This is a genomic window from Methylobacterium planeticum (assembly GCF_008806345.1).
In the GTDB taxonomy this organism is placed as follows: domain Bacteria; phylum Pseudomonadota; class Alphaproteobacteria; order Rhizobiales; family Beijerinckiaceae; genus Methylobacterium; species Methylobacterium planeticum.
In genome coordinates this window covers 204,872-220,673 of record NZ_VZZJ01000002.1, presented here as the reverse complement: position 1 = coordinate 220,673, position 15,802 = coordinate 204,872, and the positions used below count along the sequence as shown (strand labels likewise).

General features: G+C 72.3%; 12 protein-coding genes and 1 pseudogene. 4 read left to right on the top strand and 9 right to left on the bottom strand.

Annotation, left to right across the window (positions count from 1 at the left end; genetic code table 11):
- The first annotated feature begins 140 nt into the window (after positions 1 to 140).
- The 4 genes from leuS to F6X51_RS02915 all read left to right on the top strand — a co-directional run bounded on the left by leuS (position 141) and on the right by F6X51_RS02915 (position 5,596).
- Positions 141 to 2,765 (top strand): leucine--tRNA ligase, encoded by a 2,625-nt coding sequence (gene leuS / locus F6X51_RS02930; protein ID WP_150961710.1) that lies wholly within the window; start codon positions 141 to 143, stop codon positions 2,763 to 2,765.
- Positions 2,766 to 3,013: 248 nt separating this feature from the next.
- On the top strand, positions 3,014 to 3,562 hold the full coding sequence (gene lptE / locus F6X51_RS02925) for an LPS assembly lipoprotein LptE (RefSeq protein ID WP_150961862.1): 549 nt from the start codon (positions 3,014 to 3,016) through the stop codon (positions 3,560 to 3,562).
- Positions 3,563 to 3,602: 40 nt separating this feature from the next.
- A complete protein-coding gene (gene holA, locus F6X51_RS02920) occupies positions 3,603 to 4,634 on the top strand; it encodes a DNA polymerase III subunit delta (RefSeq protein ID WP_150961709.1) in 1,032 nt (343 codons plus the stop codon).
- 101 nt (positions 4,635 to 4,735) lie between these two features.
- Positions 4,736 to 5,596: an intradiol ring-cleavage dioxygenase gene (locus F6X51_RS02915; protein WP_150961708.1), complete on the top strand. Its 861-nt coding sequence runs from the start codon at positions 4,736 to 4,738 to the stop codon at positions 5,594 to 5,596.
- A gap of 19 nt (positions 5,597 to 5,615) precedes the next feature.
- Here F6X51_RS02915 and F6X51_RS02910 read toward each other — a convergent pair whose 3' ends face one another.
- The 9 genes and pseudogenes from F6X51_RS02910 to mltA all read right to left on the bottom strand — a co-directional run bounded on the left by F6X51_RS02910 (position 5,616) and on the right by mltA (position 15,772).
- Positions 5,616 to 6,500, bottom strand: coding sequence for a ParB/RepB/Spo0J family partition protein (locus tag F6X51_RS02910; protein WP_150961707.1), 885 nt, complete (start codon positions 6,498 to 6,500; stop codon positions 5,616 to 5,618).
- A 127-nt stretch (positions 6,501 to 6,627) separates the two neighbouring features.
- Positions 6,628 to 7,470 (bottom strand): ParA family protein, encoded by an 843-nt coding sequence (locus tag F6X51_RS02905; protein WP_150961706.1) that lies wholly within the window; start codon positions 7,468 to 7,470, stop codon positions 6,628 to 6,630.
- Positions 7,467 to 8,099, bottom strand: coding sequence for a 16S rRNA (guanine(527)-N(7))-methyltransferase RsmG (gene rsmG, locus F6X51_RS02900; RefSeq protein WP_150961705.1), 633 nt, complete (start codon positions 8,097 to 8,099; stop codon positions 7,467 to 7,469). Before rsmG ends, F6X51_RS02905 begins: the two co-directional genes overlap by 4 nt.
- Positions 8,100 to 8,455: 356 nt before the next feature.
- Positions 8,456 to 10,318 (bottom strand): annotated as a pseudogene (gene mnmG / locus F6X51_RS02895) (tRNA uridine-5-carboxymethylaminomethyl(34) synthesis enzyme MnmG); the annotation flags it as partial.
- Positions 10,319 to 10,325: 7 nt separating this feature from the next.
- The gene (locus F6X51_RS27680; RefSeq protein WP_191969993.1) at positions 10,326 to 10,475 is read right to left on the bottom strand and encodes a hypothetical protein; all 150 of its coding nucleotides are present in this window, start codon (positions 10,473 to 10,475) and stop codon (positions 10,326 to 10,328) included.
- A gap of 410 nt (positions 10,476 to 10,885) precedes the next feature.
- Positions 10,886 to 12,220 (bottom strand): tRNA uridine-5-carboxymethylaminomethyl(34) synthesis GTPase MnmE, encoded by a 1,335-nt coding sequence (mnmE, locus tag F6X51_RS02890; protein WP_150961704.1) that lies wholly within the window; start codon positions 12,218 to 12,220, stop codon positions 10,886 to 10,888.
- A gap of 91 nt (positions 12,221 to 12,311) precedes the next feature.
- Positions 12,312 to 13,655, bottom strand: coding sequence for a transcription termination factor Rho (gene rho, locus F6X51_RS02885; RefSeq protein ID WP_150961703.1), 1,344 nt, complete (start codon positions 13,653 to 13,655; stop codon positions 12,312 to 12,314).
- 283 nt (positions 13,656 to 13,938) lie between these two features.
- On the bottom strand, positions 13,939 to 14,568 hold the full coding sequence (locus tag F6X51_RS02880) for a Smr/MutS family protein (protein ID WP_150961702.1): 630 nt from the start codon (positions 14,566 to 14,568) through the stop codon (positions 13,939 to 13,941).
- A gap of 10 nt (positions 14,569 to 14,578) precedes the next feature.
- A complete protein-coding gene (gene mltA, locus F6X51_RS02875; protein ID WP_150961701.1) occupies positions 14,579 to 15,772 on the bottom strand; it encodes a murein transglycosylase A in 1,194 nt (397 codons plus the stop codon).
- Between the last annotated feature and the right edge of the window lie 30 nt (positions 15,773 to 15,802).

Sequence of the window (15,802 nt, the reverse complement as noted above, 5' to 3'; positions counted from 1 at the left end):
GGCGCCGCTCCGTTCTCCCGAGACCCGATCCCGGCCCGGGCCCGTCGCGCGACGGCATCCCCCGGGCCCCCGTTCCTGCGCTGACCCGGCCCGGTGCCGACCCGCCCACCGTGCCGCCTGCCCCTGTGGTGACCTGACCGATGACGAACGCCGCCCCGAACGCCCTCGAGCGCTACAACGCCAAGGAAGCCGAGCCGCACTGGCAGCAGGCATGGTCGGAGGCCGGCATCTTCAGCACGCCCAACGACGACCCGCGCCCGAAATACTACGTGCTGGAGATGTTTCCCTACCCGTCGGGGCGCATCCACATGGGCCACGTGCGCAACTACGCCATGGGCGACGTGGTGGCCCGCTACAAGCGGGCGCGCGGCTTCAACGTGCTCCACCCGATGGGCTGGGACGCCTTCGGGCTGCCCGCCGAGAACGCCGCGATGGAGCGGCGCGTCAACCCGCGCGACTGGACCTACGCCAACATCGCCACCATGCGGGGCCAGCTGCAATCGATGGGCCTGTCCCTGGACTGGAGCCGCGAGATCGCGACCTGCGACCCGGCCTATTACAAGCACCAGCAGCGGATGTTCCTCGACTTCCTGAACGCCGGCCTCGTCACGAGACGAACCGCTAAGGTTAACTGGGATCCGGTCGATCACACGGTGCTCGCCAACGAGCAGGTCATCGACGGGCGCGGCTGGCGCTCCGGCGCCCTGGTCGAGAGCCGCGAATTGACCCAGTGGTTCTTCAAGATCACCGACTTCGCGCAGGATCTCTCGGACGCGCTCGGCGGCCTCGAGCGCTGGCCGGAGAAGGTCCGGCTGATGCAGAGGAACTGGATCGGCCGCTCGGAGGGCCTGGAGGTCCGCTTCGCCCTCGACCATCCGCTCCACGCGGCCGGCACCGGCGGTTCGGCCGGCCAGATCGACACCATCAAGGTCTACACCACCCGCCCCGACACCCTGTTCGGCGCCAAGTTCCTGGCGATCGCGGCCGACCACCCGGTGTCGGCGGCCCTCGCCGGGACGGACGCGACGCTGCAGGCCTTCATCGAGGAATGCCGCCGCACCGGCACCGCGCAGGCGGCGATCGACACGGCGGAAAAGCTCGGCCACGACACCGGCCTCAAGGTGCGCCACCCCCTCGACCCGTCCTGGCTCCTGCCCGTCTACGTGGCGAATTTCGTCCTGATGGAGTACGGCACCGGCGCGGTCTTCGGCTGCCCGGCGCATGACCAGCGCGACCTCGACTTCGCCAACAAGTACGGCCTCGGCAACACCCCGGTGGTCTGCCCCGAGGACCAGGACGCGGCGAGCTTCATCATCACCGACACCGCCTATGACGGGGACGGGCGCATGATCAACTCGCGCTTCCTCGACGACATGACCGCCGACGAGGCCTTCCGGGCGGTGGCGGACCGGCTGGAGGAGGAGCGCCTCGGGGGCGAGCCGGTGGCGGCCCGCAAGGTGCAGTTCCGCCTGCGCGACTGGGGCGTCTCGCGCCAGCGCTACTGGGGCTGCCCGATCCCGATCATCCATTGCGAGGATTGCGGCGCCGTGCCGGTGCCGGTGGCCGACCTGCCCGTGACCCTGCCCGAGGACGTCTCCTTCGACGTGCCCGGCAACCCGCTGGAGCGCGACCATGCCTGGCGGGACGTCCCCTGCCCGCGTTGCGGCAAGCCGGCCCGGCGCGAGACCGACACGATGGACACCTTCGTGGATTCGTCCTGGTACTATGCCCGCTTCACCGCGCCCTGGCTGCAGGACGCGCCGACCGAGCGCGCCGCGGTCGATCACTGGCTCGCGGTCGACCAGTATATCGGCGGCATCGAGCACGCGATCCTGCACCTGCTCTATGCCCGCTTCTTCATGCGGGCCATGAAGGCGACGGGGTGGTCCGGCGTGTCCGAGCCCTTCGCGGGCCTGTTCACGCAGGGGATGGTGGTCCACGAGACCTACAAGGACGCGGCCGGGGCCTGGGTGCAGCCGAGCGAGGTGCGGATCGAGGCGCAGGGGACGGAGCGGCAGGCGTTTCACGTGAAAACGCAGGCGCCGCTCGGCATCGGCGCCATCGAGAAGATGTCGAAGTCGAAGAAGAACGTAGTCGACCCCGACGACATCATCGCGAGCTACGGGGCCGACACCGCCCGCTGGTTCATGCTCTCGGACTCGCCGCCGGAGCGGGACGTGATCTGGACCGAGGAGGGCGTCCAGGGCGCCGCCCGCTTCGTTCAGCGGGTCTGGCGCCTCGTCGCCACCGCCGCCGCCGCGAACGGGGGCGATGCAGGCGCCGACGCGGCTCTGCGCAAGGCCGCCCACAAGGCCCTGGCGGCGGTCGAGGAGGATGTCGAGCGCCTGCGCTTCAACCGCTGCGTCGCCCACATCTACACCCTGGCCAATGCCCTGGAGGACGCCCTGCGCGCCTCGGTCTCGGGCCCGGCGGCGGGGGAGGCGGCCGGTATCCTGGTCCAGCTCATCGCCCCGATGATGCCCCACCTCGCCGAGGCGTGCTGGCGCGTCCTCGACCGTCCCGGCCTCGTCGCGCAGGCGCCCTGGCCGCGGGCGGACAGGTCGCTCCTGATCGAGGACGACATCACCCTGCCGGTCCAGATCAACGGCAAGAAGCGGGCGGACGTCACGGTGCCGCGGGAGGCCGGGGTCGCGGCGGTGGAGGCCGCAGTGCTCGCCCTCGAGCCGGTGCAGCGGGCGCTCGAGGGCCGCGCCCCCCGCAAGGTCATTGTGGTGCCGGGCCGGATCGTGAACCTCGTGGTCTGAGGCCTCGCCCGGATGCCGGGGCCCTGCCCCGGGGCCGGGACCCTGCCCCGGGGCCGGGACCCTGCCCCGGGTTCCGGGGACCTGCCCCGGTTCCACACCCCGGTGCCGGGGCCCTGCCCCGGTGCCGCCCAGAACGGGGGTCAGTCTCAGGAATCGGTAAGCTTGATCGTTCAGACTGATGACCGGGGCCGGTCCTGCCCTTAAAGGACGTGACAGGGAATCGGACATTGCGGCGGACCATGATGCGGATGGCAGGGCAGATCGGCGGCCGACGGGCTGCCCGGGCGGCGAAGCTCGCGCTGGCGGCGTCGCTCTGCCTCAACCTCACCGCCTGCTTCCGTCCCCTCTACGGGCCCACCGCCTCCGGCGCTCCGATGGGGGCGCTGCTCGCCTCGATCCAGGTCGACGACATCGCGATGGCGCAGGGTCAGGAGCGCATCGGGCATTACCTGCGCAGCGAGCTGATCTTCGACCTCGACGGCTCGGGCCAGCCCTCGGCCAAGCGCTACAAGTTGAAGATGCAGGGCAGCGAGGCCCTCCAGACCCCGATCGTCTCCTCGCAGACGGGCCGGGCCGAGGCCGGCACCATCGTGGCGAACGTCAAGTTCACCCTGGAGAACCTCGAGGGCACCAAGATCATCACCGAGGGCGTCGCCACCTCGACGGCGACCTATGACCGCTCGGTGCAGCGTTTCGCCTCGCTGCGCGCCGCCCGCGACGCCGAGATCCGCCTCGCCAAGGTGCTGGCCGAGCAGATCAAGACCCGCATCGCCTCGGTGCTGGTGACGAAGCCTTGAGCGCAGGGCCCCTGCCCGCGGGCCCCGGACGCGCTCACCCATGACGGCGGTCAAGGCCGGCGACGTCGAGGGGCTGATCCGGCGCGGGCCCGATTCCCGCATTCCCGTCATCCTCGTCTACGGGCCCGATACCGGCCTCGTGGTCGAGCGCGCCAAGCGCCTGGCCGAGAGCTTCGTGCAGGACCCGAACGACCCCTTCGCCCTGGTGAAGATCGACGGTGATACCCTGGCGGCGGATCCCGGGCGGCTCCTCGACGAGGCCGGCACGGTCGGGCTGTTCGGGGGCGAGCGCACCATCTGGGTCCGGCCCGGCAGCCGCAACTACGCCCCGGCCATCGAGATCGCCCTCAAGGGCGAGATCGCCGGCACCCGCATCGTGGTGGAGGCGGGGGACCTCGGCAAGTCCGCGCCCCTGCGCACCCTGTGCGAGCGCTCGCCGAAGGCCCTCGCCCTCCCCTGCTACCCGGACGACGAGCGCGCCCTGACGGACCTCGTCGACCGCACCCTGCAGGCGCACAGCCTGCGCATCGACCGGGAGGCGCGCGAGGTGCTGGTGGCGAGCCTCGGCGGCGACCGGCGCGCCAGCCTGTCGGAGATCGAGAAGCTCGCCCTCTACGCCCGGGACGCGGGCAGCGTCGGCCTCGACGCCGTGGAGGCGGTGGTCAGCGACGTCGCCGGCAGCGTGCTCAACACCCTGGTCGACGCCGCCTTCGCGGGCCGCATGGTCGAGGTCGAGCGTGAGTACCGCCGCTTCCGGCACGAGGGCCTCGACCCCTCGGTGATGCTCGGCTCCTGCCTGCGCCACGCCCTGACGCTGCTGGCGACGCGCCTCGACGGGGAGGGCAAGAGCCCGAGCCTGATGGTGGCGGCCTGGCGCGGCCTGCATTTCCGCCGCAAGGCCATCGTGGAGGCGCAGCTCGCCCGCTGGTCCCCCGCCGGGCTTCGCCAGGCGATCCAGATCCTGCAGGAGGCGGTGCTCGCCTGCCGCCGGGCCGGCCCGGACCTCGCCCAGGCGCACGCCCTCGCGACCCTGCTGCGGATCGCCGGAGAGGCCGCACGCCGCCGCGGCTGAGGCCGCGCGCCGCGGCGTCGTGCCGTCCCCCGAGCGGGAGACACGACGCGGAGACACGGGCATCCTATCGCCTCCGGACGGCCCCCCCACCGGAGACAGGCATGGACCGACCCGCACCGACCTCCCGCCGCGCCCTGCTGGCGACCCTCGGCGGCTCCCTCGGGGCCCTGCTGCCGAGCCCCGGCCGCGCCGCGCCGGCCGCGATTGCACCGGCGGAGGAGGGCGCCTGCCGGCTGACCCCGCAGGCGATCGAGGGCCCGTTCTACCATGATCCCAAGCTCATACGCGCCGACATCGCGGAGGGACGGGTCGGCGTGCCGCTGCGGCTGCGGCTGCGCCTGATCGAGGCCGGGCCCTGCACGCCGGTCCCGGGGGCGCGGGTCGATGTCTGGCACTGCGACGCCAGGGGGCTGTACTCGGGCTATCCGGGGCAGGGGGATTCGCGCAGCATCGACACACGCGGCGAGACCTTCCTGCGCGGCAGCCAGGTGACGGATGCGGCCGGCTTCGTGACCTTCGAGACGATCTATCCGGGCTGGTACGCGGGCCGGGCCACGCATATCCACGTCAAGGCCTTCCTCGACGCCCGCACGATGCTGACGGGGCAGATCTACTTCCCGGACGCGCTGAACGAGTTCCTCTACACCCAGGTGCCCGCCTATACGGGCCGCCGAGCCGAGCGCTTCGTCGTCAACGCCAACGAGGAGGATCCGAACCGCCGGGCCTTCTGCGCCGTGAAGGAGGAGCGCGACCGCTACGCCGCCAGCCTCACCCTCGGGGTCGACCGCTCCGCCGACCGCGGCGACACCGGGCGCGCCGAGACCCCGTCCGGCCGGCCGGAGCGCCCCCCGCCCCCGCCGGGCGGCGGCGCGGGGCCGGGCCCGGGTTTCCGCGGGCCGGGCCGGCTCGCCCTGAAGGACCGGCTCGGCGCCCTGGTGCCGGGCCTGCGGCGGGAGCGCTGAGCGCCGCCCGCGGGGCGCCCTACCCCATGTTGAGCCGGCGGCACAGGGCCTCCAGCTCCTCGGCGCTGCCGTAGCGGATGCGGATCTCGCCGACGCCGGTGGTCTTCGCCTTCACGGCGACGCCGAGGCCGAGCGCCTTGGCGAGGCTCTGCTCCAGAATGCGGATCTCCGCGTCCTTCTCAGGGCCGCGGCGGGGCCGGCCGGGGCGGGGGCCGTCGCTGTCGGGCAGCTCGGCGGAGGCCAGGGCCTCGACCTCGCGGACCGAGAGCCCCTCCTCCACGACGCGGCGCGCCACCGCCTCGGGGTCGCGCACGGCGAGCAGCGCCCGGGCATGGCCCGCCGTGATCTCGCCCGCGATGACGCGCTCCTGGATCGGCGGGCTGAGCTGGAGCAGCCGCAGGGTGTTGGCGAGGTGGCTGCGGCTCTTGCCCAGGATCTCCGCAAGCTCGCTCTGGCTGTAGCGGAACTCGCTCATCAGCCTCTCGTAGCCCGCCGCCTCCTCGATGGCGTTGAGGTCGGTGCGCTGGACGTTCTCCAGGATGGCGAATTCGAGGGAGGTGCGGTCGTCGATCTCGACGGTGACGACCGGCACCTCGTTGAGGCCGGCGCGCTGGGCCGCGCGCCAGCGGCGCTCGCCCGCCACGATCTCGAAGGTGTCCGGCACGTTGGCGAGCGCCCGCACCACGATGGGCTGGATCACGCCGCGCAGCTTGATCGAGGCGGCGAGCTCGTCGAGCTCCGGGTCGTTGAAGCGCCGGCGCGGGTTGCGCGGGTTCGGCCGCAGGAATTCCACCGCGACCTTGCGCTGGGCCTGCGACGACGCCTGGTTCGCCTCGTTGCCGAAATCGCCGATCAGGGCCGCGAGGCCGCGCCCGAGCCGCGGCCGTGCCGCATCATCCGCCATCGCCGCCACCCGTTGCACTCCTGTACGCTGACGCTACTCGATTGAAGCCGTTTGTCGAACGGACCGCCGCGCCCCTGTCCCCGGCATTCGCAGGCCGGCGAGGTCCGGGGGAGGGCGCGCGGCGGCCTCAGGCCGCCACGGGCATGCGCCCCTCGCGCTGGATCACCTCGGAGGCGAGGCGCAGATAGGCCTGCGAGCCCGCGCATTTCAGGTCGTAGAGCAGCACCGGCTTGCCGTGGGACGGCGCCTCCGAGACCCGGACGTTGCGGGGAATCATGGTCTCGTAGACCTTCTCGCCCATGAAGCTGCGCACATCCGCCACCACCTGCGCCGAGAGGTTGTTGCGCGGATCGAACATGGTCAGGACGATACCCTGGATGGTCAGGCGCGGGTTGAGGGCGCCGCGGACCTGCTCGACGGTGCGCAGGAGCTGGCTCAGGCCCTCGAGGGCGAAGAACTCGCATTGCAGCGGCACCAGCACCGCGTCGGCCGCCGCGAGCGCGTTGATGGTCAGGAGGTTGAGGGAGGGCGGGCAGTCGATCAGCACGTAGGTGACGCCCTCCGTCGCGGTGCCGGCCTCGCCCACGCCCTTGAGGACGTTGCGCAGGCGGTGGGCCCGGTCGGCGGAGTTCGCCATCTCCAGTTCCAACCCCAGCAGGTCCATGGTCGAGGGGGCGACCGACAGGCGGGGCACCGCGGTCGGGATCACGGCGTCGGCCAACGGCGCGTCGCCCGACATCACGTGGTAGGTCGAGACCCGGCGCTGGCGCCGGTCGATGCCGAGGCCGGTCGAGGCGTTGCCCTGCGGATCGAGGTCGAACACCAGCACCCGCTCGCCGATGGCCGCCAGCGCGGTGCCGAGGTTGATCGCGGTCGTGGTCTTGCCGACGCCGCCCTTCTGGTTGGCAAGCGCCAAAATCCGCAGCGGCCGCTCGGGTTGAGCGGGAAGGGGGGTGGGATCGCTGGTCATGAATCCACGCGGGAAAGGTCGGTGACGCGCACGATGCGCGCGGCCGAGTCGGTACGGCTCGGGTGGAGATCGTAAACGAATCTCCACCGTTGCGCAGCTTGGGTCAATTCCGTCTCGACGTCCCGTCCTTTCGGAAACAGCCCGGTGGTGCCCGTTTTCAACACCGGCTCGGTCCAGGCGAGGAGCTGATCGAGGTTGGCGAGCGCCCGGGCGCAGACGATCTCGACCGGGGGCAGGGTGGTGATGACATCCTCGATCCGGGCATTGTGCACCCGGGCCGGCGCCCCGGTGACCCGGGCGGTCTCGGTCAGGAAGGCGCATTTGCGCGCATTGCTCTCGACGAGATCGACCGAGAAGCCGGCGCGGTCCCGCCCGGCGATGGCGAGGATCAGGCCGGGGATCCCCGCCCCGGCGCCGAGATCGAGCCAACGCGTCGCCTCGGGGGCGAGGGTCAGCAGCTGGAGCGCATCCGCGACATGGCGGGTCCAGACCTCCTGCAGGGTCGCGGGCCCGACGAGGTTCTTCACGCGCTGCCAGCGGCGCAGCTGCTCCACGTAGAGATCGAGCTTGGCCGCTGTTTCACGTGAAACACGGGCGTCTGCCAGAACACGATCACGATCGGCGGGCATCAGGCGCCCGGGCCTTCGCGGGGCTCGCGGCGGGAGGTCGGTGGCTGATGCCCCGGTGGATCGACGGCGCGCACGCTCCCTGCCGTGCGGGAGAGGGTTGGGGTGAGGGAGGCGCGCTCTCCGGATGCGTCGCACCCCTCACCCGGTGCGCGTGCCGCGCACGCGACTTCTCCCGGATGGGAGAGGTGGGGCGGGCTGCCGTCCGGAGTGGGTCGTGGTTCCGGGGTGGCGCGGGTGGCACGCCGCGCCCCCTCTCCCGTCCGGGAGAGGGTTGGGGTGAGGGAGGCGACATTTCCGGAAAGGGCGCACCCCACACCCGGATCAGCCTTCCCCCGCGCGCTGTCGGCGACGGGAGCCACGGTCCCGCGCCGCGCGTGGGCCGCGAGGAGCGTCAGGGCCGCCGGGGTGACGCCCTCGATGCGGGCGGCCTGGCCGAGGGTGCCCGGACGGACGGTCTCGAGCTTCAGGCGCATCTCGTTCGAGAGCCCGGCGATGCCCGCGTAGTCGAGGCCGGAGGGGAGGCGGACCGCCTCGTCGCGGCGGAAGGCCGTGATGTCGGCCTGCTGCCGGTCGAGATAGACCGCGTAGGTGGCGTCCGTGCGCAGGCGCTCGGCGATGCGGGGGGAGATGGCGGCGAGGTCCGGCCAGAGGGCCGAGAGCCGGGCCCAGTCGAGGTCCGGATAGGACAGGAGCTGGAAGCCGGTGCGGCGGATGCCGTCCTGGTTGAGGGCGAGGCCCTGGGCCAGGGCCTGGCGGGGCGTGAGGCTGACGGCGTCGAGCCGGGCCCGGGCCGCCACAAGCTCGGCCTGGGAGGCGGCGAAGTGCGCGGCCCGGCGCGGGCCGACGCAGCCGAGGGCGAGGCCCCGGGGGGTGAGGCGCTCGTCGGCGTTGTCGACCCTCAGGGACAGGCGGTACTCGGAGCGCGAGGTGAACATCCGGTAGGGCTCGCTGACCCCGTGGGTGACCAGGTCGTCGATCATCACCCCGAGATAGGATTCGGCCCGGTCGAACACGACCGGGGCCTGCCCGCCCGCGAGGCGCGCGGCGTTGAGGCCCGCCACCAGCCCCTGGCCGGCCGCCTCCTCGTAGCCGGTGGTGCCGTTGATCTGGCCGGCCAGGAACAGGCCGGGCAGGCGCTGCACCTGCAAGCTGGCATCGAGCTCGCGCGGGTCGACGTAATCGTACTCGATGGCGTAGCCCGGCCGCACGATCGCGGCCCGCTCCAGTCCCGGGATCAGCGCCACGAGCGCGCGCTGCACGGCCTCGGGGAGGGCGGTCGAGATGCCGTTCGGGTAGACCAGGGGATCGTCGAGGCCCTCCGGCTCCAGGAAGATCTGGTGGCCCTCCCGGTCGCCGAAGCGCACCACCTTGTCCTCGATCGACGGGCAGTAGCGCGGGCCGCGGCTCGCGATCCCGCCCGAGTACATCGGCGAGCGGTGGAGATTGCCCCGGATCAGGTCGTGCACGGCCGTCGTGGTGCGGGTGATGCCGCAGCGGATCTGCGGGACGCCGATGCGCTCGGTCAGGCTCGAGAACGGCACCGGGTCCGCGTCGGCCTCCTGCATCTCCAGGCCCGACCAGTCGATGGTGCGCCCGTCGAGGCGGGGCGGCGTGCCGGTCTTGAGCCGGCCGAGGCGCAGGCCGAGCCGGTCCAGGGTCTCGGCGAGGCCGACCGCCGGCGCCTCGCCGACGCGGCCCGCCGGCACCTGCTGCTCGCCGATATGGATGAGCCCGCGCAGGAAGGTGCCGGTGGTGATCACCACCGCCGGGGTGGCGAGGCGCTCGCCCGTGCCGAGCACGATCCCGGCGACCCGGCCGCCCGCCAGGATCAGGTCCTCGCAAGCGCCCTCGATCACCCGCAGGCCCGCGGTCCCGGCCACCGCCGCCTGCATGGCCGCCGCGTAGAGCTTGCGGTCCGCCTGGGTGCGGGGGCCGCGCACCGCCGGGCCCTTGCGCCGGTTGAGCAGGCGGAACTGGATCCCGCTCGCATCCGCCACCCGGCCCATCAGCCCGTCGAGGGCATCGACCTCGCGCACGAGGTGGCCCTTGCCGAGGCCCCCGATCGCCGGGTTGCAGGACATGGCCCCGATGGTGGCGGCCCGGTGCGTGACGAGGGCCGTGCGGGCGCCGCAGCGCGCGGCCGCCGCCGCCGCCTCGACGCCGGCATGGCCGCCGCCGACGACCACGACGTCGAAGGACGAGGAAGGGATCTCGGGCATCGGGTGATTACGCGCCGGCGCGCCGCAGCGTCAACGTGTCGAAGGGCTCGCGCCGCGAGTCCGGCGTGGTGATGCGATCAGGGCTGGCGCGCCGCTGCGCAATCGCCGCCCGCCGCTTGGGCAGCGGCGCCTGCATGAATTCAATATTCATCGACATGGAACAAATCCATCGCCGAAAAATCAGGCAAATCGCACGCTTCGTTGATGATTTCTTCCAGGGTTCGGGGCTTGTCCGGCCCGGCAATGCAGCTTTAGGGTGCAATCTGCGCCTTGGCATTTCGCTTGCCTAACCCTGCGTTGACGCGCACACTCCGCGCGTCCTTGCACATTCTGTCCGCGCGGCACCGAGGCCCGTGGAGCGACCATCGGAGGTTGCATTGGGCACAGTTGCCATCGGGGTGGGAGCGGCCTGTTGCGCAGGCGGCGCCATAGCCCATTTCCTCGACCGGACGCGCCGCCGGGAAGGCGCCTTCGGTCTCGCGGGGTTCTGCTTCCTGCTCGCCGGGATGTTCCTGAGCCGGTCTTGAATGCCCGATCGGCCCGTGACTGAGACGGTCCCGTTCGGCCTCACTTGCCGATGCAGAAGCCCGCGAACAGGCGGTCGAGCATCTCCTCGACGCCGACATGGCCGCCGACCTCGCCGAGCGCCCGCACGGCGAGGCGGAGATCCTCCGCGACGAGTTCCGGCAGCTCCCGGCTCCCGGCCCCCACGACCCGGTCGAGATGGGCGACGCAGCGCGTCAGCGCCTCCCGGTGCCGCTCGCGGGTCACCAGCGCGTCGCCGCCCCCGAGGGAGGCCTGCGCCTCGGCCTGAATCGCCGCGAGGAGCTGGTCGAGCCCGAGCCCCGCCAGGGCGGAGACCGGGAGGCCCGAGCCTGCGCCCGATTCCCCTTGTTCCTCAACGAGATCCGCCTTGGTGCGGACCCGCAGCACCCGGCCGGGCGCCGCGGGCGGGGCGGCAGCGGTGGCGGTGGCGCCCGGGGGCACCAGCTCCAGCACGAGGTCGGCGCTGCCCATCCGGGCCCGGGTGCGGGCGATCCCCTCCGCCTCGACGGCGTCCGCGGTCTCGCGCAGGCCCGCGGTGTCCACCAGCAGGACGGGCAATCCGCCGAGATCGCAGCGTACCTCGATCACGTCCCGGGTCGTCCCCGGAACCGGCGAGACGATCGCGGCGTCGCGCCGGCTGAGGGCGTTGAGGAGGGTCGACTTGCCCGCATTCGGGGGGCCGGCGATGACCACCGTGAAGCCCTCGCGCAGGCGCTCGCCCCGGCGCCCATCCGCCAGCGCGGCCGCGATCTCATCACGCAAGTCCCTGGCACGGTTGAACAAAGCCGCACCGAGGGCAGCGTCGTCGACATCCCCCTCATCGGAAAAATCGAGGGCCGCCTCGGTCGCCGCGAGGCACTCGATGGCGCAGGCACGCCAATCCGCCACCTGCCGGCCGAGCGCGCCCTCGAGCTGGCGCAGGGCCTGGCGGCGCTGCGCCTCGGTCTCCGCGTCGATCAGGTCGGCGATGCCCTCGGCCTCGGTGAGATCCAACCGTCCGTTGAGCACGGCCCGGCGGCTGAAGGCCCCGGGCTCCGCCGCCCGGCACCCCGGAAAGCCCGCGAGCGCCCGGATCACCCCGGCCCGCACCGCGAGCCCACCGTGCAGGTGGAGCTCGGCCATGTCCTCCCCCGTGAGGGTGGCGGGCCCCGGCATCCAGGCGACGAGGGCCTGGTCCAGCACCCGGCCGTCGGCGGGGTCGCGCAGCCGCCGCAGGGACAGGCGCCGCGGCGGCGGCAGCGTGCCGCCGAGCGCGCTCAGGAGGGGCGCGCAGGCCGGCCCGCTGATGCGGATCACGCTGATCGCCGCGCGTCCGAAGCCGCTCGCGGGGGCGAAGATGGTGGTCTCGGTGGTCATGCGCCGGGTTGCTTGACGGTGGTCGCGGTCAAAAGAAAAGCGCCGGAGCGGAGCCCCGGCGCTGTCCTGTCGTCGTCCTGAGGATCGGGCCTCAGGTATTCATCGAGTCGAAGAAGTCGCCGTTGCTCTTGGTCTGGCGGAGCTTGTCCATCAGGAACTCGATCGCGTCGGTGACGCCCATCGGGTTGAGGATGCGGCGGAGCACGTAGGTCTTCTTGAGCGCATCCGGCGGGACCAGCAATTCTTCCTTGCGGGTGCCCGAGCGGGTGATGTCGATCGCCGGGAAGATGCGCTTGTCCGAGACCTTGCGGTCCAGGATGATCTCGGAATTGCCGGTGCCCTTGAACTCCTCGAAGATCACCTCGTCCATGCGCGAGCCGGTATCGATCAGCGCGGTGGCGATGATGGAGAGCGAGCCGCCCTCCTCGATGTTGCGGGCCGCGCCGAAGAAGCGCTTCGGGCGCTGGAGCGCGTTGGCGTCGACGCCGCCGGTCAGCACCTTGCCGGAGGAGGGCACCACCGTGTTGTAGGCGCGGCCGAGGCGGGTGATGGAATCGAGCAGGATGACCACGTCGCGGCCGTGCTCGACGAGGCGCTTGGCCTTCTCGATCACCATCTCGGCGACCTGGACGTGGCGGGAGGCCGGCTCGTCGAAGGTCGAGGCGATGACCTCGCCCTTCACCGAGCGGATCATGTCGGTGACCTCCTCCGGGCGCTCGTCGATGAGCAGCACGATGAGGTAGCACTCGGGATGGTTGATGGTGATCGACTGCGCGATGTTCTGCATCAGCACGGTCTTGCCGGTGCGCGGCGGCGCCACGATGAGTGCGCGCTGACCTTTTCCGATCGGCGCGACGATGTCGATGATGCGGGGCGAGAAATCCTTCTTGGGCGGATTGTCGAGCTCAAGCTTGAACCGCTTCGTCGGGAAGAGCGGCGTCAGGTTGTCGAAGTGAACCTTGTGCTTGATCTTCTCGGGGTTCTCGAAATTGATCGTGTTGACCTTGAGCAGCGCGAAATAACGCTCGCCGTCCTTCGGTCCACGGATCGGGCCCTCGACGGTGTCGCCGGTGCGCAGGCCGAAGCGGCGGATCTGCGTCGGCGAGATGTAGATGTCGTCGGGGCCCGGCAGGTAGTTCGAGTCGTTCGAGCGCAGGAAGCCGAAGCCGTCCTGAAGCACCTCGACGGTGCCCGAGCCGATGATCTCGACCTCCTTGGCAGCGAGCTGCTTCAGGATCGCGAACATCAGCTCCTGCTTGCGCATCGTGGAGGCGTTCTCGACCTCGACCTCCTCCGCGAAGGTGATCAGATCGGTCGGCGTCTTGGCCTTGAGGTCCTGGAGCTTGACCTCGCGCATGCCGTCGAGATCGGCGGCGACGATGGTGCCCTCGATCGGCTGATCCGCGGGGGCCAGGGCATCGTTGTGTGACGTCATGGGGAGTGTGAGACCAACGAGGAGCGAAGGTGGACGGGACGGGGGAAGCTTTTGCAGCGTCGGGCGTCCTGAGACGCCTGGGATCGGGTCGCGCGTGATCGGCGGACCCGGCATCGGCTTGGCTGAGCCCTCACGGCTCACGGATGCAATACGGCGCTAATAGGAGGGCAGTACGTGCATACCGCGTTTCCGGGCCCGGCTCAAGTCCCGGAGCGGGCTGCCGCGGGGCCGCCACGGCCGGGGCGGAGCAGCGCCGGCCCGCGCGCCCTGGATATGGGGACGGTCAGCGCCGGCGCAACCGGACGTAGAGCGCCCCGGCGCCGCCATGGTGGCGCGCCGCCTCCTCGAAGCCGAGCACGATGCCCCGCAGCTCCGGCGAGCGCAGCCAGTGCGGCACGCTCCGCCGGAGGACGCCGCGCTCCGAGAAGGGGTCGTCGACGCTCGGACCTCCCTTGCCGGTCACCACCAGCACGTGCGCATGCCCCGCCGCCCGCGCCCGCATCAGGAACCCCCCCAGAGCCGCATGCGCCTCCGCCTGGTACAGGCCGTGGAGGTCGATCCGCGCCTCGACGCGCAGGCTGCCGCGGCGGAGCGCGAGGCGGGCCCGCCGCTCCAATCCGCTCGGCGGCCCGGACGGCGCGGCCGGCGGCGCCTGATAGGGCATCGCGGTCGGCGTGAGGACCGGCATGGCCCGGGATCCGCGCTTCCCAGGCGTTTTCGGGGGAGCCTTGGGCGGCGGCGGCCCCGCGGGCGCTTCGGCCATCGGCCTGGCGGGGGCCACGGGCGGTTTCGCGGCGGGCGCCGCGACAACCGGACGGACGCGCCCGCGCAGGGGCGTCACGAGGCGGGCGATCTCGGCCCAGAGGCGGGCCTCCTCGCCGGAAAGCGGCCGCGACCGGCGCGGCGGCCTCACGGATGCCTCCTCATCGCACGTCCCCCGGCACAACCCCCGCGCGAGATTTCGGCAACAGGACGACGAAGCCGACCGCGTCGCGCAGGTTGCCGGCCGCGACGCCAGCCCGCGCGCCGGTGCCGAGATAGAGGTCGCCCCGCGCCGGTCCGACGATCGCCGAGCCCGTATCGGCGGCGATCACGAGGCGCCCGCGCTCCCCCGCCTCCGCCCCGGGGAGGACGCCTTCGAGCCAGAAGGGCAGGCCGTAGCGCCAGAGATCGGCGTCGACCGCGAGGCTGCGCCCGGGGGTCAGGGCCGCGCCCGCCGCACCCGGCGGTCCGAGCGCGGGATCCTCGATCTCGGCACGGCGGAAGAAGATGTAGGAGGCGTTCTGGCGCATCAGGCGGCGCGCTTCGGCGGGATGCGCTCGCAGCCAGCCGGTCCAGCGCGCGAGCGTCAGGCCCTCGAGCGGCAGGTGGCCTTCCGTGACGATGAGCTTGCCGATCGAGGTGTAGGGGCGTCCGTTGCGCCCGTCATAGAGCACCCGGACCGCACGTCCGTCCGGGAGCCGGACGCGCCCCGAGCCCTGCACCTGCAGCACGAACAGGTCGACCGGATCGCGCAGGTAGAGGATGGGCTTCGCTCGCTCTCCGAGGCCGCCATCCTCGATCGCCGCCCGGTCGGGATAGGGCTCGAAGCCGTCGCCTGTGGCGCGCGCCGCCCGCAGGCTCGGATCGAGGCCGGGCCGCGTCTCGCCGGGGCCGAAGGTCACGAGATCACCGGGGCGGGCGAGGACCGGCGTCGCGAAACCGGGTACGGGCTCCAGCGAACCCTCGAGTTCCGGCTCGAAATAGCCGGTCAGGAAGCCGCTGCGGCGCTCGGGATTCGCCCCGTCCGCGGGGCGCACCACCCGATAGGCATCGAAGGCGGTGGCGAAGAAGGCGCCCGCTTCGGCCGGCGCCACGCTCCCGGCCGCCTTGCAGGCCGCAGCCAGATCCTCGGCCGCTCCCGCGACAGTTGCGGCGGCAGGGGGCGGAGAGGCCGCGCAGGTCCGCCGGAGCGCATCGAGCGCCCCGGCCGGGTCACGCCCCGGAAAGCCCGGCAGGGCCGCAGCCGGCACCGGCTCGAGGATCGCCTCGCCCACGCGAAAAGGCTCGGCCGCAGGCGCAGCCGAGCCGGGCAGGAGCATCGAGACGACGAGGAGGGCGACCGCGGGACCGGCCATGCCTCGGCAGACGGTCAGGGCCGGCACGAC